Origin of the sequence: Streptomyces sp. NPDC050121, from assembly GCF_044460385.1 — a bacterium.
Taxonomy (GTDB): Bacteria; Actinomycetota; Actinomycetes; order Streptomycetales; family Streptomycetaceae; genus Streptomyces; species Streptomyces soliscabiei.
Window position 1 is genome coordinate 148470 of the sequence record NZ_JBITJV010000018.1, and the last position, 18463, is coordinate 166932.

At 71.2% G+C, this 18463-nt stretch carries 15 protein-coding genes and 1 pseudogene; 8 read left to right on the top strand and 8 right to left on the bottom strand.

All coding sequences use genetic code 11. The annotated features are described in order from the left end of the window. Nucleotides 1-99 precede the first annotated feature (99 nt). Together ACIBTS_RS26505 and ACIBTS_RS26510 are read right to left on the bottom strand one after the other, a co-directional pair. On the bottom strand, nucleotides 100-633 hold the full coding sequence (locus ACIBTS_RS26505; RefSeq protein WP_399322626.1) for a DoxX family protein: 534 nt from the start codon (nucleotides 631-633) through the stop codon (nucleotides 100-102). Between the two features lie 307 nt (nucleotides 634-940). After that, nucleotides 941-2230, bottom strand: coding sequence for a hypothetical protein (locus ACIBTS_RS26510; RefSeq protein WP_399322628.1), 1290 nt, complete (start codon nucleotides 2228-2230; stop codon nucleotides 941-943). Between the two features lie 201 nt (nucleotides 2231-2431). On the opposite strand from ACIBTS_RS26510, the gene ACIBTS_RS26515 reads away from it, so the two are divergent. After that, the gene (locus ACIBTS_RS26515) at nucleotides 2432-3367 is read left to right on the top strand and encodes a DUF4429 domain-containing protein (protein ID WP_399322630.1); all 936 of its coding nucleotides are present in this window, start codon (nucleotides 2432-2434) and stop codon (nucleotides 3365-3367) included. A gap of 57 nt (nucleotides 3368-3424) precedes the next feature. Here ACIBTS_RS26515 and ACIBTS_RS26520 read toward each other — a convergent pair whose 3' ends face one another. After that, complete coding sequence (locus ACIBTS_RS26520; protein ID WP_399322632.1) at nucleotides 3425-4219, bottom strand: class II aldolase/adducin family protein; 795 nt, start codon at nucleotides 4217-4219, stop codon at nucleotides 3425-3427. A 110-nt stretch (nucleotides 4220-4329) separates the two neighbouring features. Between ACIBTS_RS26520 and ACIBTS_RS26525 the strand changes: the two genes are divergently transcribed. Both ACIBTS_RS26525 and ACIBTS_RS26530 read left to right on the top strand, forming a co-directional pair. After that, a complete protein-coding gene (locus tag ACIBTS_RS26525; RefSeq protein ID WP_399322633.1) occupies nucleotides 4330-4956 on the top strand; it encodes a hypothetical protein in 627 nt (208 codons plus the stop codon). Nucleotides 4957-5063: 107 nt separating this feature from the next. Then, nucleotides 5064-5537 (top strand): pyridoxamine 5'-phosphate oxidase family protein, encoded by a 474-nt coding sequence (locus tag ACIBTS_RS26530; RefSeq protein ID WP_399322635.1) that lies wholly within the window; start codon nucleotides 5064-5066, stop codon nucleotides 5535-5537. Nucleotides 5538-5552: 15 nt separating this feature from the next. Here ACIBTS_RS26530 and guaA read toward each other — a convergent pair whose 3' ends face one another. Beyond that, a complete protein-coding gene (guaA, locus tag ACIBTS_RS26535) occupies nucleotides 5553-7133 on the bottom strand; it encodes a glutamine-hydrolyzing GMP synthase (protein ID WP_079660351.1) in 1581 nt (526 codons plus the stop codon). Between the two features lie 286 nt (nucleotides 7134-7419). Between guaA and ACIBTS_RS26540 the strand changes: the two genes are divergently transcribed. The 5 genes from ACIBTS_RS26540 (at nucleotide 7420) to ACIBTS_RS26560 (ending at nucleotide 12474) form a co-directional block, all read left to right on the top strand. After that, a complete protein-coding gene (locus ACIBTS_RS26540) occupies nucleotides 7420-7743 on the top strand; it encodes a chorismate mutase (RefSeq protein WP_319672262.1) in 324 nt (107 codons plus the stop codon). Between the two features lie 809 nt (nucleotides 7744-8552). Beyond that, complete coding sequence (locus ACIBTS_RS26545; protein WP_319672257.1) at nucleotides 8553-9170, top strand: hypothetical protein; 618 nt, start codon at nucleotides 8553-8555, stop codon at nucleotides 9168-9170. 65 nt (nucleotides 9171-9235) lie between these two features. Then, nucleotides 9236-10291 carry a hypothetical protein gene (locus ACIBTS_RS26550; RefSeq protein WP_399322636.1) on the top strand — a complete coding sequence of 352 codons (1056 nt, stop codon included), beginning with the start codon at nucleotides 9236-9238 and terminating at the stop codon, nucleotides 10289-10291. A 184-nt stretch (nucleotides 10292-10475) separates the two neighbouring features. Continuing rightward, nucleotides 10476-11255 (top strand): hypothetical protein, encoded by a 780-nt coding sequence (locus tag ACIBTS_RS26555; RefSeq protein ID WP_399322637.1) that lies wholly within the window; start codon nucleotides 10476-10478, stop codon nucleotides 11253-11255. A 196-nt stretch (nucleotides 11256-11451) separates the two neighbouring features. Beyond that, nucleotides 11452-12474: an LPXTG cell wall anchor domain-containing protein gene (locus ACIBTS_RS26560; protein ID WP_399322638.1), complete on the top strand. Its 1023-nt coding sequence runs from the start codon at nucleotides 11452-11454 to the stop codon at nucleotides 12472-12474. A gap of 95 nt (nucleotides 12475-12569) precedes the next feature. Here the strand turns inward: ACIBTS_RS26560 and ACIBTS_RS26565 are convergent, their stop codons facing one another. From ACIBTS_RS26565 to ACIBTS_RS26580, 4 genes and pseudogenes are all read right to left on the bottom strand, one after another. Continuing rightward, on the bottom strand, nucleotides 12570-14399 hold the full coding sequence (locus ACIBTS_RS26565; RefSeq protein ID WP_399322639.1) for a GMC family oxidoreductase N-terminal domain-containing protein: 1830 nt from the start codon (nucleotides 14397-14399) through the stop codon (nucleotides 12570-12572). A 189-nt stretch (nucleotides 14400-14588) separates the two neighbouring features. Beyond that, entirely contained in the window at nucleotides 14589-16250 is a 1662-nt protein-coding gene (locus tag ACIBTS_RS26570; RefSeq protein ID WP_399322640.1) for a succinic semialdehyde dehydrogenase, read from the bottom strand. 104 nt (nucleotides 16251-16354) lie between these two features. After that, nucleotides 16355-18064 carry a serine/threonine-protein kinase gene (locus tag ACIBTS_RS26575; protein WP_399322641.1) on the bottom strand — a complete coding sequence of 570 codons (1710 nt, stop codon included), beginning with the start codon at nucleotides 18062-18064 and terminating at the stop codon, nucleotides 16355-16357. 25 nt (nucleotides 18065-18089) lie between these two features. Then, a pseudogene (locus tag ACIBTS_RS26580) lies at nucleotides 18090-18449 on the bottom strand (MBL fold metallo-hydrolase); the annotation flags it as partial. Nucleotides 18450-18463 lie beyond the last annotated feature (14 nt).

Below are 18463 nucleotides of genomic sequence, written 5' to 3' on the forward strand. Positions count from 1 at the left end.
TGGGAGCGGTCGGCCGCACGGTCGGAGCGGTCAACCCGCGGTCGACCCGTCGGCCGGTCGGAGCGGCCAGCCGGTCGGCCCTGACGGTCGGGGGTGGGTCTAGGCCAGGCCTCCCGCTCGCTGTCGTCGTCGGCTTCGCCAGACCCCGTCGAGGGAGAGGACCGGGGCGCCGGCGAGGACGAGGGGCAGCCAGGCCATGAGGTAGGCGAGGTCGTTGCCGTAGTAGTACGGGTCCGAGGCCCAGCTCACCGTCAGCCACAGACTGAGCGAGATCAGCGCGCCGCCGAGCGCGGCGATTCGAGTGAGAAGGCCCAGCAGGGTGCCGATACCGACGGCGAGTTCCCCGAAGGCCATGGCGTAGCCGAAGCCGACGGGGCTCTTCAGGGCCATGTCGACCAGGGCCGGGATGGCCGAGGAGTCACGGGCGGCGCGCATGGTGTCGCCGATCGAGCCGGCGCCGCTGCCCTTCAGGAAGGCGCCGTCGGTGAGTTTGTCGAGGCCCGCATAGATGAAGGTGACGCCGAGGAAGATGCGCAGAGGAAGGAGGGCGTACCGGGTGGCGGTGTCACGCCAACTGCGGCCGCCGCCGTCTAGGTAAGGGGGGTAGGTGTCCATCCGCATGCCGTGAGTCATCGCCCGTAGCCGCCTCTCGCCCGGAGTGGTGGGACCCCTCAACAGACCTTACGTACGAAATGGGGGGTGCGCTCAACTGCTTGCACGGGCTTTCCGCCCACCAATTGACAGCACGGGTGCTCCATCCCGCCGGTTCGCCCCCCGCTGTTCACTCCCCGCCGGTTCACTCCCGCTGTTCACTCCCCGTCGTTCACTTCGCGTCGGTTCGCCCGTCGGTTCACTCACCGCCCGTTCTCCCCCGGCCCGTTCTCCCCCGGCCCGTTCTCCCCCGGCCCGTTCTCCCCTTCCCGTTCCCTCCCCCTCCCGTTCAGTCCGTCACGTCGATCACGTAGCGGTTCGTCTCCGTTCCCGCGGCTGTGACGACCTGTACTTCGACTCGGCCCGGTTCCACGTCCGCCGGGACGGGGACGGTGAGGACGGCGTCGGTCGGATTGCTGAAGCCGCCCGTGACCGGGACGAGGGGGACGTGGACGTGGACCGGGCCGATGCGGACGACCATGCGGGAGAGACGGTCCGCGGTCTGGGCGCCGGGCGGCACGAAGCCGGCGCCGCGGATCTCGATGTCGTCGCCGGTGCGGATCGGGGCGTCGAGGTCGCCGGCCTCGCGGGAGCGGACGACGGAGAGAATGACGGGACGGCCGCCCTCGGCGTACTTGCCGGCGAGGTAGGTCGCCGCCGAGACCAGGACGACGACGGCCAGGCCCCAGGGCAGGTCGGGGAGCTGGTCGGGGCGGCGGGCCAGCCGGACCGCGGCGAAGACGAGGGCGACGGCGACGATCACGACGTACTGGATGTCGGCGAAGGTGCCGCGGCCGGCGTCGTCGGTCAGCAGGTCGGCGGCGCGCGGGCGGTGGGCGCGGACCTTCTGGAGCCGCTGGGCGAGGACGCGCAGGCCGACCACCCGGCGCACCAGCACGGCGATCCCGCAGACCACGGCGAGGACGGTCACCACACCGGCGCCCCGGGCGAGGTCGAGGCCGGCGATCAGCGCGTCGCGTTGGGCGTGGTCGGAGGCGGCGGCGAGCCGTCCGACCAGGACCAGCACGGCGTAGGCGACGAGCAGGACCCAGGCGGCGGCGACCGCACGGGAGGTGGAGAGGCGGTTGTCCTCGCCGATCACCGGTGCGAGCGCCCCGCCGCGGGCCCGGTGGAACCAGGAGGCGGCGGTCAGCACGCCGGCGACGACGAGCGCGGCGAGGAGTCCGGCGGTGCGGGCGGCGGTCCAGCCCGCACCGATGGCGGTCAGGGACTGGACCAGCAGCAGCGCGACGACCGTCACCCATACGGTGACCGCCGTGCGGAACCACAGGCGGGCCAGCCAGGCCTCGCCCTCGGCGCGCCCGCGGTCGGCGACGAGTTCCGCGGACTGGGTGAGCTCCTCGGAGACCCACTGCCGGGAGGCGGACGCGGAGTGGACGACGGCGGCCGGCACACCCTGTCCAGCCGCGAACTCGTCCCGTTTCACCAGGAACGCGGCCACCGCGCGCCGGTGCCCTTCGCGTGCCCCGTGCGGGCAGTCCCCGCAGGTGCAGCCGCCGTCGTGCGCGCCCGCTCCCTGGCCAGGGACCATGCCCTGCCTCGCCTCCTGCACCGCCACGTCCGACGCCCGCCTTCCCCGCGACCCGATCGGATGGCGGCCCTGGAGAACCCGCTGCGGACCCCGCCCGCCACCCTGTGAACAACTCCCCTGTAATGACAGCGAATTGTGCCCTACGGCACACCCTGTCGTTTCCGGTAGGTGTGATCGGCGCGGGTGAAGCGGGGCGGGCCGTGTTGACCCGGCTGCGAGAATTTCCGTATGGCCGAGATCATCCAGCGTGACGGGACCTGGGCCTTCGACGGCACGACGGTCAGGATCACGCCGGGGCTGCATCGCTCCGTGCCGCTGTTCCGGCAGACGTACGGGGAGATCGCCGTGCCTCTGGAGGCGGTCGCCGGGATCGTCTACGAGCCCGAACGCAGGCGCGGCCGGCTGCGGATGCGGCTGCGCGAGGGCGCGGATCCGCTGTTGCAGGCGACGGGCGGTCGGCTGCCCGACGCGGCCGATCCCTATCGGCTCACGGTGGACATGGACCGCTCCGGGGTCGCCGAGTACCTGGCCGAGGAGATCCGGCACGCGCTGCTGCTCGAGCAGATTCCCCATGAGGCGACCAGGGCGTATCTCCTGCCGGGTCCGCCGGTTCCGGTCTCGGTGCGGTCGTCCGACGGGACGGTCTCCTTCGACGGCATCCAGGTGCGCGTCGACTGGGCGGACACCTCCGACCGGGTGAAGCGGGCGACCGGCCCGCGGGTGATCGACGTCGGGGATCTGGTGCAGGTCGAGTGGCTGCCCAACTCCGGTTACGAGGACGGTTTCCTGCGCTTCGTGACCCGCGAGACGGTGTTCTCGAAACTGCCGGCGGAGAAGGACCCGTACGCCTTGGACCTGTGGGGCAACGTGAGCCGCGACCTGCTGACGGCGCTGGTGGCGACCGCGGTCACCGCCCGTCTCCCGCACCCCTCAGCCCGCGCGCACACCGAACTCGGCCACGAGGACGCGGGCGAGGGTGAGCGCGCGGGCGCGGGTGCGGGAGACGACCGGTTCCGCCGGGCGGCCGCGGCCCACGTGCCCCGGGCCGACCACCACGACGTACTGCTGCGCCGGCTGCGCGAACTGGGCGAGCTGCACCGGGACGGGGTACTGACGGACGAGGAGTTCGCGAGGACGAAGGCGGTCGTCCTTCGGGGTTTCTGAGACCGGACGCCCCTTGAACCCCCGTTGAATCCCCCGTACTCAGCTCACTCAGCTCACTCAGCTCAACAGGTCCGGTTCGCTGCGGCTGATGTCCTGCCAGAGCGGCTGGTAGTTGATCCAGGCCACCAGGTCGCCGCCGAGCTGTTCCCGGGTCGCCACCGCCGCCCGATGGTCGATCAGGACGGGCCGGCCCGCCGCCCGCGCGGTCAGCTGGACCTGGCTGGAGCGTTCCATCGACAGGAACCACCAGGCGGCCGCGTCGACGGAGTCGCCGACCGTCAGCAGGCCGTGGTTGCGCAGTACGAGCGCCTTGTGGGAGCCGAGCGCGGCCGCGATGCGCCGCCCTTCACCCGCGTCGACGGCCACCCCGGTATAGGCGTCGTAGAGGGCGTGGTCCTCGTAGAACGCGCAGCTCTCCTGGGTGATGGGGTCGAGGAGTTCGCCGAGCGCGGCCAGGGCGCGGCCGTGGACCGAGTGGCAGTGAGCCACGGCGACGACGTCGGGGCGGGCGGCGTGGACCTGCGCGTGCACGGTGAAGGCGGCCTGGTTGACGTGGTAGCGGCCCTCGACGACCTGTCCCTCGGCGTTGGCCAGCACCAGGTCGCTGACGGTGACGTGCTTGAACGGCATCCCGAACGGGTTGACCCAGAAGCAGTCGCTGAACTCGGGGTCGCGGGCGGTGATGTGCCCGGAGACGCCGTCCTCGAAGCCGAGCCGTCCGAAGATCCGCACCGCCCCTGCCAGCCGTTCCTTGCGGTGCCTGCGCTCGTCCTCCGTCGAGTCGTGCATCGGCGGCATCGCGAACTGCAGCCGGTCGGTGGGCAGCGGGGCAGGCGGCGTGGGCCCGTGCATCGGTCCTCCAGCACTGGGTTGCTTTACGACGCGGAAGTTACCGTCGGTCAGTGCAAAAGGGCAGAGCTGTTATGCAAAGATGACGATTTCCGTCACCTTCGGAGCACGTCTTGAGCATCGCCGACCGCCACATCACCTCCCTCATGCGTCAGATCTCGACGCGCAACGCCATCGAGCTGGTCCATCCCTTCGCCGAGTTGCAGACGTTCGGTGCACTGGTCTACATCGCCGAGTGCTACGGCTTCCGGTACGAGAGCGTGCGTCTGGTCGGCAAGCAGCGCATCCTGCACGTCCAGCTGGTGCGCGACCCCAGCCCGTGGGCGCGGCAGCGGGCCGCGGCGAACTCGGCGGCCTTCCCCGACCCGGGCCCCGGCCGGCCCGTGCCGGGCATGTACCTGGGCTCGCTCACCCCGGTCCCCGAGGCCCAGCCGGACGTCGACCTGATCACGGCGCTCATCCGCCACGACGCCCTCGGCGCGGCCGCCAACCGCAGGCAGCTGCAGTTCATCGGCTGGGGCTCGGCGGTGCTGTTCCTGCTGATAGCCGTGCTGACCGGCGTGTACGCCGTGCTGCTCCCGCTCGCCGTGCTGATGCCGGCGTTCATGCTGGGCGCGCTGCGGGTGAACACGAGCCGACGCGCGAAGCTGGCCAAGCAGCTCACGGCGGCCGGGTGCACGCCGGTGCGGGGCGCGGCGGGGTCGGAGCGGTATGTGCGGCCGGTGCCGCAGGGATTCTGACCCGACGTCCTGACCCGACGTCCTTCCCGACGTCCTGACCCGACGTCCTGGCTATACCTGGGCTATACCGGACAGAAGATGTCGGGTATCGGCGTCAGACTCGCCGTATGACAGCGAACTGGGCGGTCTTCGCCGCCGACGAACCCGCACTCGCGAAGGTCGCCGAGGACCGCTTCGGGGCTTTCACGCATCACGTCCTCGCCACTCTCCGCAAGGACGGCTCCCCGCGCACCACCGGTATCGAGGTCCGTTTCCTCGGCGGTGAGCTGTGGCTCGGCATGATGCCGGGCTCGCTCAAGGCCCTCGACCTGCGCCGGGACCCTCGCTTCGCCCTCCAGGCCAACCCGGGCGAGGGCACCGGGATGGGCGGGGGCGACGTACGGATCGCCGGTCGGGCCGTGGAGGTGGTGGACGGGGCGGCGAAGGCGGCGTACGTGAAAGAGGTGGAACCGCCGGAGCCGTTCCACCTCTTCCGCACCGAGCTGACGGAGGTCGTGCGGACCTACGTCGAGGACGACACGTATCTGGTCGCCCAGGTCTGGAAGCCCGGAGAGCCGGTGCGCACTCTCAAGCGGACCTGAACCCCGTGGAGGGGGTCACTCCCACTCGATGGTGCCCGGCGGCTTCGAGGTCACGTCGACGACGACACGGTTGACGTCACGCACCTCGTTGGTGATCCGGGTGGAGATCTTCGCCAGGACGTCGTAGGGCAGGCGGGACCAGTCGGCGGTCATCGCGTCCTCGGAGGAGACCGGGCGCAGGACGATCGGGTGGCCGTAGGTGCGGCCGTCGCCCTGGACACCGACGCTGCGCACGTCCGCGAGCAGGACCACCGGGCACTGCCAGATCTCCCGGTCGAGACCGGCGGCCGTCAGCTCCTCGCGGGCGATGGCGTCGGCGTCGCGCAGCAGGTCCAGGCGGTCCTTGGTGACCTCGCCGACGATCCGGATACCGAGGCCGGGACCCGGGAACGGCTGACGCTGGACGATCTCCTCCGGCAGGCCGAGTTCCTGGCCGACCATCCGGACCTCGTCCTTGAACAGCTTGCGCAGCGGCTCGATCAGCTGGAACTCGAGGTCCTCCGGCAGGCCGCCCACGTTGTGGTGCGACTTGATGTTCGCCGTGCCGGTGCCGCCGCCGGACTCGACGACGTCCGGGTACAGCGTGCCCTGGACGAGGAACTCCACGGCCGGGCCCTCGTCGGCGATGATCTCCGCCTGGGCCTGCTCGAAGACGCGGATGAACTCGCGGCCGATGATCTTCCGCTTCTCCTCGGGGTCGCTGACCCCCTTGAGAGCGGTGAGGAAACGCTCCTCCGCGTCGACGACCTTCAGCTGGACGCCGGTCGCGGCCACGAAGTCCTTCTCGACCTGCTCGGTCTCGCCCTTGCGCATCAGACCGTGGTCGACGTAGACGCAGGTCAGCTGGGAGCCGATGGCCTTCTGGACGAGGGCGGCGGCGACCGCGGAGTCCACGCCGCCCGAGAGACCGCAGATGGCGCGCTTGTCGCCGACCTGCTCGCGGATGGCCGCGACCTGCTCCTCGATGACGTTGCCCGTGGTCCAGGACGGGGTGAGCCCGGCGCCTCGGTAGAGGAAGTGCTCCAGCACCTGCTGGCCGTGCGTGGAGTGCATGACCTCGGGGTGGTACTGGACGCCGTACAGCTTCTTCTCGTCGTTCTCGAAGGCGGCGACCGGGACGACGTCCGTGGACGCCGAGACGGAGAAGCCCTCGGGAGCAGCGGAGCAGGCGTCGCCGTGCGACATCCACACGGCCTGCTCGGCCGGGGTGCCCTCGAAGAGGGTGGAGGACGAGCGGGAGACGTGCAGGTCGGTGCGGCCGTACTCACGGGCACCGGTGTTGTCGACGGTGCCGCCGAGGGTCTGCGCCATCAGCTGGAAGCCGTAGCACATGCCGAAGACGGGGACGCCGGCCTCGAAAAGGGCGCGGTCGACGGTCGGGGCGCCCTCCTCGTACACGGACGAGGGGCCGCCGGAGAGGATGATCGCCGCCGGGTTCTTGGCGAGCATCTCCTCGACCGGCGTGGTGCTCGGCACGATCTCGCTGTAGACCCGCGCCTCGCGGACTCGACGGGCGATGAGCTGGGCGTACTGCGCGCCGAAGTCGACGACCAGGACGGTGTCGGGGGCGGCGGCAGCGGGAGTCGCTGATGACACGGGGGCCTTCCGGCGGTGGGCGGGGTCTCTGTGCTGGCCAATTCTACCGAGGTGGGCGTGGGTCCGGGCCCGTGCCCGCACAGCCGCCTCGTCTCAGGATGCGAACCGCCTTGGACCTCGCCCGACGACACTGCATACTGGCCGCATGCTTTCGCACACGACCTTCGTCTTTACCTATGGCAACCGGCCCACCGGCTGCCATGGTCGTGCTGCTTGAGCAACTGACAAGCGACTTCCCAGGCGCCCCGGGCCGACAAGGTCCGGGGCGCCTGGTGTTTTCCGGATCCTGTCGCTCCGGGGCGTCCCACCGAACCGACGAGGAGCCCCCATGACCGCCACCGACGTGACCGGCGCCCGTACCCCCGAGGCCGCCGACGTGATCACCGGCGCACGCGCACGCATCGACGCCCTGGACGACCGGATCATCGGGCTGATCCAGGAACGGATGGCGGTGTCCGCCGTCGTCCAGGAGGCGCGGATCACCTCCGGCGGGCGGCGGGTGAACCTCTCCCGCGAGATGGAGATCCTCAGCCACTACAGCGAGGCGCTGGGCAAGCCGGGTACGTCCCTCGCCATGACGCTCCTGGAGCTGTGCCGGGGTCGCATCTGAGTTCGGGCGGCCTCTCACCCGTACGGCGCGTGACTGCCCCAAGGACGGTGTCGTTGGTCCCGGTGTCCGCTCCAGCCAGGGGCGGGCCCGTAAGAACCACGCGTGGCTCGCTGGAGCGATGAGGCGTGCGGATCGTGCCGTGCGTCGTGGGACCTCGCTCCGGAAAGGTGACCGGACGGCAGGGGACAGCAGCCCGGTCACCCAAGAGAACGGCCGGCCTCGGGGACGCCCGGGGCCGACCGGCGGAAATTGCAAAAATGCACAAGGGCTGGGTCAAACGGTTGCGGGGGCCGCGCTCATCCAGCACGATGCGTAGAAAGCTCCATTTCGACCCTGCAGGGCGGTGCACGCCACTCGGTCTTGCACTGCACTCGACAAGCCAGCGGCGCAACCCCCCGGCGCCGCTCCCAGGCACCGGCGCTGCCCTGACGCCGGTGCTGACGATGACGAAGGGCCTCGCGGATTCCGTCCCGCGAGGCCCTTCGCCATGTCCGGGCGAGCGGTCGGGCGAAAGGCCGGGAAGTGGACCCGGGACGTGGACCCGGGAAGCGGACCCGGGAGGGGACCCAGGAAGAGGACCCGGGAGGGGACCCAGGAAGAGGACCCGGCAAAGGTCATGGATTTCTCAAAACTTTCGCCGATCTTTCACGCTATGCACACATCGAGCCTCTTAGAGATCACATCGAGCCAAACAGCGCTTGGTCAACTTTTGGCCAGTGCTTGATCCCGTTAGATCGCCCCATCCGCCCCGCGCTCATCGGAACCTCCGATGAATCGCACAGGTGGCGGACAGACAGGGGGGATCGCAGGTGGCGATCAAACGGAGAACGGTCTTCGTCATAGGGGTGGCGACCGCCGCCCTGGCCGCGGGCACCACCATGGTCCAGGCCGCACTGACCGACAACATGTACCCGACCAGTAACTACTTCCACACCTGTTTCGACGGCGACATGGGCGACGGGTTCTGCCAGACGGACAACAAGACCCTCACCCTCTACAGGGAGGGCAGTCTCTCCTCGGCCGAGAAGAACACCATCGCCCGTGCGGCGAAGGACTACTTCGGGCCGACCGACCTCGTCGTGAAGATCCAGTCCTCGGGTGTCTACCGGGGCGGCGCGGAGACCGACGTCATCTACAAAGCGAAGACCCTCTCGCGCGGGAAGATCGGCATCACCTGGTGTGACGACGCCGTCGACGCGAAGAAGTGCGACCAGCACTACATCGTCTTCAACAAGGACCACACCGGAATCGGCTCGGTCAACAAGTCGGACGCCTGCCACGAGACCGGGCACGCCGTCGGCCTGACGCACGGCCCCGACGCCAGCCCCCGGCTCGGCCTGTACGACGACCGCCTCGGCTGCATGTCGTACAACGACGTCTACAAGCTCGGCGCCAACAACAAAGAGAACATCAACGCGACCTACTGAGGTCCGTCCGGATCTGGCGAGAACAGTTCACATCTGACGAGCTGACCAGGGGGAATCTCGTGGCAATGAGCACCAGAAGAAAAGTGACGGGGACCGTGCTGGGCGCCGCCGTGGCCGGTGTCCTGATCGGTTCGGCCGCGCTCGTCCCGTTCACGGACGACGCGCACGCCGATGCGGCGGGCCGGCGCGGCGACGTCGTCCTCGGCGAGTCGAAGGACGCCATCCCCTCCCGCACCGCGAGCGACTGGGTCTCGTACGGCGACCAGGCGGCGGTCGTCCATGTGGCCGCCGAGCACGAAGGGGTCGCCGACAGCGAGGAGACCGCGGCCGGCGAGGGGTATCTGTCCCGGACGATCGACCTCCAGGTCAAGGAGCGCGTGTGGTCGCGGTCCGGGGCCACCGCCCTGCCCGACAGCCTGTCGATCATCGCCGACGGCTGGGAGTTCAAGGAGGGCGACAGCAAGCTCCGGGTGAGCTCGCAGGACGCCTCCCGCATGGAGGTCGGGCATGACTACCTGGTCTCGTTCGCCCACTTCTCCGACGGGGAGTGGTCGACGCTGGGGACCGGCGCCATCCTGCCCTACGACGGCAACGAGGTGGGCCAGGGCGAGTACGAGGGCACGACGGTCACCGCCTCGGCGTACCGCTCGACGATGGCGGCCCGGCTGGTCAGCGGGGTGGCCGAGCCCCTCACCTACCAGGCGGCCGGCAAGACCGCGGCCGGTGTCAAGACGCTGCTGACCAGCGCCACGCCCGACGCCACCGCCGCACAGAACTACGCCCTCGACGCGGTGGCCCGGGCCCGGCTGGTCGCCAAGGCCGCCGCGGCCGCGGCGGCGGCCTCGGACACCTTCTGCCGGGTCGCGGCGCCGCTCGCGACCGACGCCGGCAGCAAGTACTCGCCGGGTGAGCTCTCGGACATCGTGGGCGACCTGGCCGGGATGACGGAGACGCCGGCGGACGCCACGATCCTGCGGGCCTACGCGGCGCAGCTGCGCTCCGGCGACACGTCCACCTGGACCGCCAGCACCATCCGCAGGACGGCGGCCACCCGGATCGGGCGCGCCTGCACCATCGACGTCGGCGACCTCCTGCCGAACGACACGGGCGACACGGAGTAACCGGCGCGGAGTGACCGGCATGAAGTGACCGGCGCGGAGTGACCGGCGCGGAGTGACGGATGCGAGTCGTGGCCCGAGCGTTCGGGCCACGACTCGGCCGGGGGCCGTGCTCCCCGAACGAACAGAGGCCTCGCGGCGTCACAGTGGCGACCTGCTGTACCGACCAAGGGGGAGTCCCGTGGCCATGACCACGCGAACGAAGATCACGGGGGTCGTGCTGGGCGCGGCCCTCGCCGGCGCGCTCGCGCTCGTCCCGCTGACGGACGACGGCCCCGGCCCCGGCCACGACACCGGCCACGACTCCGCCGCCACAGGCGCCACCGCAGGCGGGAACGTCGTGCTCGGCGAGTCGGAGAAGGAGGCCGTGCCCTCGTTCACCGCGACCGACTGGGTGTCGCACGGCGACCAGGTCGCGGTCGTCCGGGTCACGGCCGAGCACGAGCGGCGCGAGACCTCGAGCGCGGACTCAAGCGCGGACCCGGGCAAGGACTCGGGCGAGGACTCGGGTGACGGCTCGGGTGACGGCTCGGGCGAGGACTACCTGTCGCGGACGGTCGACCTCCGGGTCGACCGACGACTCTGGACCCGCGCCGGCGCGCCGGCGCTGCCGGCCACCGTGTCGGTCACCGCCGACGGATGGCAGCTGAAGGACGGCGCGAAGAGGGAGGTGGGGTCGCGGGACTCCTCGCGGCTGGAGGTCGGCCACGACTACGTGGTCGCGTTCGGACACTTCTCCGACGGAGGGTGGGCCCCGCTCGGTTCGGGCGCCGTCCTGCCCTGCGACGGCGGTCGGATCGGCGAGGGCGAGTTCCAGGGGGAGACCGTCACCGCCGACGCCTACCGCTCGGCGCTGCGGCAGCGGCTGATCCCCGGCGACGAGGAGCCGGTGGCGTACCGGGCCGCGGGGAAACCGGCCGCCGGCGTCCAGGGGATCCTGCGGGGCGCGAAGCCGACCGGTGGCTGAATCCGACCCGCCACCCGACCCGCCAAAGGTGTGATGCGCGCCACATAAAGATCCTGTGAGCCCAGGGCAACTGTTCACAGGCTTCACCTGTCACACCTACTGAAACAAGGCCCACTCCCACACCCCCATGCGGAAGGCCTCCCCCCAACCGGATCGACCCGAGGTCTTCATGAAGCTTCGCCGCACGATGGTGACCATGGCCGCGACCGCTGTCATCGCGCCGCTCGCCCTGCTGTCCGCGCCCGCCGCCTTCGCGGAGGAGAACGGCACGTCCTCCCCGAGCCCGACCGCGACGGAGACCGTCACCTCCACGCCGTCCACGGCCGACTCGAACACCCCGGGCACGTCCGGCTCCCCGACCGACACCACGTCGCCGTCCTCGTCGTCCTCGTCGGACGGCGGCGCGAAGACGTCCGGTACGCCGTCGGACACCACGTCGCCGTCCGCGACCGGCTCGGGCACGGCCGGCGCGAGCGCTTCGGCAAGCGCGGACGACGGCGGGTTCGACCCGTACACGGACTGCAAGAGCGTCGACCTGGACAAGAACCTCTCGGCGACGATCAGCGGCCTGCCGAGCAAGATCGTCGCCGGTTCCGGCTGGCACGACTTCACGTACGAGGTGGAGAACAACTCCGACGTCGACTTCAAGAACGTGTACATGGCCACGTTCCTGGAGTACTCCGACGACACGGACGCCTGGCTGTCCGAGGGCCTCGCCGTCGTCCAGGTCAAGGAGGACGGCAAGTGGACCAACGCCTACCAGGACTCCTACGAGGACGAGGACGGCAAGACCGTCAACGTCACCGGTTCCTTCGTGGGTCTGCTGGACGAGCTGGAGAAGGACTCCTCCGCCACCCTCGACCTGCGGGTGAAGGTCGGCGCGAAAGCTCCGGCGGGCTCCTCGCTCGCGATGAGCGAGGCCGTCTACGTGGGCGACAAGGCCGACTGCCACTACAACGGTGACGAGTACGACGTCCAGATCCTCGCCGCCGGCGGCGACGCGGGCGGCGCCGGCGACGCCAAGCCGAACGGCGACAAGCCCACCAGCGGCACCGGCGCCCGGCCCCAGGGCAGCGCCAAGCCGATCAGCGGCAGCCTCGCCTCGACCGGCTCCAGCTCCGCGCTGCCGATGATCGGACTGATCGGCGGGGTCACCGTGATCGCCGGCGCGGGCGCGGTGTTCGCCGCACGCCGCCGCAAGGTGGGCTCGCACGCGTAACACGTCTTGACGGTCCGAGGACCGGAGGACCAGCGAAGGGACCTGCGCTCGGAGGGGGGCGCAGGTCCCTTCGCCCATTCCCTGGGCCGGTGGCCCTACTCCTTGGGCGGGACGGCCGGCATGCCCAGGAAGGGCAGGCGCAGCGCGCCGAACGCCTCCGCCGGGACCGCCGGGCTGACCGGCTCCACCGGCTTCAGCCGCTCGTACGCCGTTCCCTGTGCCGGGCGTGGGTCCGTCTCGCCCTTGTTGGGCCAGTACGACATCGCCCGCTCGGCCTGCGCGGTGATGGTGAGGGAGGGGTTCACGCCCAGGTTGGCGGAGACCGCGGCGCCGTCGACGACGGAGATGCCGGGGTGGCCGTAGAGGCGGTGGTAGGGGTCGATGACGCCGGTCTCGCGGGAGTCGCCGATGGGGCAGCCGCCGAGGAAGTGGGCGGTGAGTGGGGTGCCCATCAGCTCTCCGACGTTGGAGCCGGCGAAGCCGTTGATGTCGGCGGCGATCGCGGAGGCGGCCTCGGAAGCGGCCCTGATCTGCTTGGGGTTGGGGGCGCCATGCCCTTGACGCGCCGTCAGCAGACCCTTGCCGACGCCGTCCGGTTTCAGGTAGGTCGTCAGCGAGTTGTCCAGGGACTGCATGACCAGGCCGATGATGGTCCGCTCCGACCAGCGGCGGTTGGACAGCGAGCGCAGGACGAGCAGGGGGTGACGGACGGCGTTCGCCAGCCAGCCGGCGACCCTCGACGAGCCGTCCGCGTAGGGCACTTGGAGGATCGACAGGCCGCCCATCGAGTTGGAGCCCTTGCCGTAGCGGACGGGTTCGATATGGGTGTCGGCGTCGGGGTGGATCGAGGAGGTGATGGCGACGCCGCGCGTGAAGTCCGCCTTCGGCGCGCCGGTCGCCTTGCGGTAGCGGCGGTCGTCGGTCTGCGCGCCGACCAGGGCCTCGGAGTTGGTGCGGGTCAGCTCGCCCAGCCGATGGGAGAGGTGGGGGAGTTGGCCGCCCGCCTTCATGCGGTGCAGGAGGGTCTGGGTGCCGTACGTCCCGGCGGCGAGGACGACCCGGCGGGCCTTGAAGATCCGGCCCTTCGCCTTGCGGCGGTCGTCGGTGGGGAGGGTGGCGACGGCGTAGCCGCCCTGTGAGTCGTCCGTGACGGACACGACCGTCGTCATCGGGTGCACGACCGCGCCCGCCTGTTCGGCGAGGTGGAGGTAGTTCTCGTTCAGGGTGTTCTTCGCGCCGTGCCGGCAGCCGGTCATGCACTCGCCGCACTCGGTACAGGCGGTGCGGTCGGGGCCGACGCCCCCGAAGTAGGGGTCGGGCACCTGCTCCCCCGGCCTCGCCTTCACGCCTGTGCCGTCCGCGTCCTCGCCGTCGCCGAAGAACACGCCGACCGGCGCCATGTGGAAGGTGTCACCGACGCCCATCCGCTCCGCGGCCGCCTTCAGGTGCACGTCGGAGGGGGTGATGGTCGGGTTGAGGCGTACGCCGAGCATGCGGCGCGCCTGGTCGTAGTACGGCTTCAGCTCCTCCTGCCAGTCGGTGATGTCACGCCACTGGGGGTCGTCGAAGAAGGGCTTGGGCGGTACGTAGAGGGTGTTGGCGTAGTTCAGGGAGCCGCCGCCCACGCCCGCGCCGGCCAGCACCATGACGTTGCCCAGCAGGTGGATGCGCTGGATGCCGTACAGGCCCAGTCCGGGGGCCCAGAGGTAGTTCTTCAGGTCCCAGGAGTTCTTCGGGAGTGCCTCGCGGGTGAAGCGGCGGCCGGCTTCCAGGACGCCGACGCGGTAACCCTTTTCCGTCAGCCGCAGGGCGGTCACGGAGCCGCCGAAGCCGGATCCGACGACGATGACGTCGTAGTCGTAGTCATCGTCGTGGGCGCGGGAGTGGGCGGGGGCGGGGGCTTGGGCGTGGGCGTCCTGGGGCACGTGCTCTCCTCGTTGAGAACGGGCGGGGTTCTGGGGCGTGTTGCGCCCTAAGGCCTGTCCGGCGGAGCATGCCGCAGACGCGGGGAATGGCACGCCCTCCTCCGCCTTGCAGGTGGCCGCACCATCCCCCGCTCACCTGCATCGATCAGGCACCGCTGCTTTCCTGCGACCTGATCCGCCGGACAGGCCCTAGCGCAGCCGGAGTGCCTTCATCACCTTCAGGCTCCGGCTCATGAACTCCGCGTACTTCGCGTCGTCCATGCCCAGCGCCGGGGCCAGCGGCAGCAGACGCTGCTGGGCGACCGTCTGGGCCTCCGTGTACTTGAGGATGCCCTCGGAGCCGTGGCGGCGGCCGAGGCCGGACTCCTTCATGCCGCCCATGGGGGACTGGACGCTGCCGTAGGCGGCGGCATAGCCCTCGTTGACGTTCACGGTGCCGGCCCGCACGCGGGAGGCGACGTCGCGGCCGCGGCGGCCGTCCTTCGTCCACACCGACGAGTTCAGGCCGTACGGCGTGGCGTTGGCCTGCTCGATCGCCTCGTCGTCGGTCTTGAAGCGGTAGATGGAGACGACCGGGCCGAAGGTCTCCTCCGTGCACACCGACATCGGCTCGGTCACACCGTCGAGGATGGTCGGCTCGAAGAAGTACGGGCCGATGTCCGGGCGGGCGACACCGCCGGCGACGACCTCGGCGCCCTTGGCGACGGCCTCGTCCACGTGCCGGGTCACCGTCTCCAGCTGGCGCTCGCCGACCAGGGAGCCCATGTCGGCGCCGTAGGCGAGGGAGGTGCCGAGGCGCATGGCCCTGGTGCGGGCGGCGAAGCGCTCGACGAAGGCGTCCGCGATCGACTCGTGGACGTACAACCGCTCGATGGAGATGCAGAGTTGACCGGCGGAGGAGAAGCAGGCGCGGACGGCGCCGGCCGCGGCCTTCTCGATGTCGGCGTCATCGAGGACCAGCATGGCGTTCTTGCCGCCGAGTTCGAGGGAGACGCCGACGAGACGGGCGGCGGCGCCCTGGGCGACCTCGCGGCCGGTGCGGGTGGAGCCGGTGAAGGACACGTAGTCGGCGTGCTTGACGACCTCCGGGCCGACGACCGGGCCCTCGCCGAGGACGACCTGGAAGACGTCGGCGGGCAGGCCGGCCTCGACGAGCAGGTCACGGGCCCACAGGGCGGTCAGGCAGGTCTCGGTGTCGGGCTTCATGACGACCGCGTTGCCCGCGACGAACGCGGGGAGCGCATCGCCGACCGACAGCTCCAGCGGGTAGTTCCAGGGCGCGATCTGGCCGACGACGCCGCGCGGGTGGCGCAGTTCGGTGACCTTCGTCAGGGTCGGCATGGCACCGGCGTGCCGCTTGGGGCGCAGGTAGTAGGGGGCCCTGCGGCCGTAGTGCCGTGCGGCGACGGCGACGGCCTGCACCTCCTCGTGGGCGTGCAGGCGCGCCTTGCCGGTCTCCAGCTGGATCAGGTCGAGCACCTCGGCCTGACGGGCCAGTATCAGATCGTGGAAACGGAGCAGGACGGCGGCGCGCTCCCGCACGGGCGTGCGCGCCCAGACGGCCTGCGCCCTGCGGGCCGTCTCGTAGGCCCGCTCCACGTCCGCCGGGGTGGACTCTGGCAGGTCGGCCAGCTTCTCGCCGGTGAACGGTGTGTGGTTGGCCGTACGGCCGGAGCCGGTCACGCCCTTGGTGAGCTGGGCGACCAGCTCCGGCGTGACCACGTCGGCGGCGGTGCGGACACCGGTGGGGGTGGGGGCGATCGGGTTGGTGCCGGTCTTGGCCGACATCTTGTCCGGCGTCGTTTCCGGTGTTGCTTCCGGCGTCGTTTCCGGGGCCTGCGAGTCCGTCATGAGGCGCAGGGTATGACGTGGGGAAGACTTTGGGTACCCGCCGGTAATACGGTTTCACCGACCGCACACACGACGCCAGCGTTCACTGGCAACAAACCTGCTGATCAGGGCGTCGGGTCAGGTCGTTCACCGAGCTCCAGGCGGTCGCGGGCCTGCTTGAACACGGCGGTGCCCTGCTTCTCGTCCGGGGTGCCCTTGGGCATGTCGACGCGCAGTTCGTACAGGCGGGCGTCGGCGGTGCGGACGAAGAGCTCCATGACGCGGGTCGGCGTGTCGTCCAGTCCGTAGGTGGTGTCGGCGAGGGCGGCGTCGTATCCGTGGAAGGTGGTGCGGGTGGTCTGGGTGCGCGCGTCGGGGGCGTGGCCCCGCCAGGTCTCGTGTGCCTGGGCCGCCAGCGCCATCGGCGCGGCGGGCGCCCGATCCCACTGCCTGAGCCGTACGTCGACGGCGCCCGCCGAGTAGACCACCTGGCGGGGCTGCCGACCGGCGGCGCCCTGCCGGGCGGACTCCCGGTACGGACTCGGGAGGGTGAGCACGGCGTCCATTGCGTCCTCCCGGTGGGCGACCCAACGCGCCCGCGCGGGGGCAGGCTCCGACGGGGCGGCCGGCGCCGAACTGGCGTAGGTCACCGTCCGCTCCCCGTCCGCCCCGCTCGCGCCCTCCCCCGGGAGGAGGGAGGTTCCCAGCCAGGCCCCGCCGACGAGGACCCCGGTGAGCAGCGCGAGGGCGAGGGGGCGGTGGTGGAGGATGCGGTGGTGAAGGGGACGCCGGGGCCGCGGGATCGGGGTGGGGCGCGGCCCCCCGGTCTGCAGCGTCCCGACCCGAAGCGTCCCGACGTCGTCCCCGAGCTCGCGCAGGCTCCCCGCGTCCTGAGGCACGGTGTCCTTCCCCGCTCCCTCCGCCACGGGGAAGGACGCGGATCCGCCCTCGGCCGCCCGCTCCAGCGCGCCGGCGGTCTCCTCGGCGGTGGGGCGGTCGTTCGGGTCGCGGGTCAGAAGGGCGGTGAGAAGAGGTGCGAGGGGGCCGGCCTGTTCCGGCTCGGGTGGGTCCGTGGCGAGGATCGCGGCGAGCGTGGACTCCGGGGTCGGGCGGCGGAACGGCGAGTGGCCCTCGACGGCCGTGTAGAGGAGGACGCCCAGCGACCACAGGTCGGAGGCCGGTCCCGCGCCACGACCGGACATCCGCTCGGGCGCCACGAACTCCAGCGAGCCCAGGAACTCTGCGTCGGCGGTGAGGGACTCCTCGCCCTGGACGTGCGCGATGCCGAAGTCTGTGAGGACGACCCGGCCGTGAGGGTGCCCCCGGTCCGGCGAAGCCGGGAGCGGGGCAGGCCCGAGCAGGACGTTGGCGGGCTTCACGTCCCGGTGGACGATCCCGACGGCGTGCGCGGCACGCAGGGCGCCCAGCACGCCGAGGCCGACACGGGCCGCCTCGGCGGGTTCCAGCGGGCCGCGCCTCAGCACCTCGTGCAGGGACTCGCCCCGGATCAACTCCATGACGATCCAGGGCAGTCCCCCATCGGGGCCGGCCCCGTCCTCCTCGACCACCACGTCGTGAATGGTGACGGCGCAGGGATGGTCGACGCGGGCGGCGGCCCGGGCCTCGCGGTAGAGGCGGTGGGCGGCCCGACGGTGGGACTCGTCCTCGGGGTCGCCGGCCAACCGGGGCTGCTTGACGGCGACTTCGCGTTCCACGAGCTCGTCGCGGGCCCGCCAGACGGTGCCCATGCCACCGGAGCCGATGCGTTCGAGCAGCCGGTAACGCCCGCCCACTATCCGTCCCTTGGCGCCGCCGGGATCACCGTCGTTGCTCATGCCTCCATGACTACCACGATCCCCCTCACCCCCACCGCCCCACAGCGAACCCTCCCGTCCCCGACCGCCGCACCTCCACCACACCCGACCCGACGAAGTGCGTCGGTATCACCAACTCACCCTCGTCCGCCGCCCGTTCGAGGACCCGGGCGCGACTGGCAGCCGCCCGGCCGGGGTCGAGGCAGAAGCAGCTGCTGCACTCCGGCCGCAGCACCTGCACCGGGTTGTGCAGTCCGGCCCGGTGCACGGGCGCGACACTGTCCTCGTGGACCAGCCGGTCGTCCTCCCCCACGCCACCGCCGTGGCCGCCTGCCGGACCGAAGTAGCTGTCGTCGGCGGCCGGGAGGAGGTAACGGGCCCGGGGGAAGGCCGGCGTCCACTCCCCCGCCGCGTAGGCTT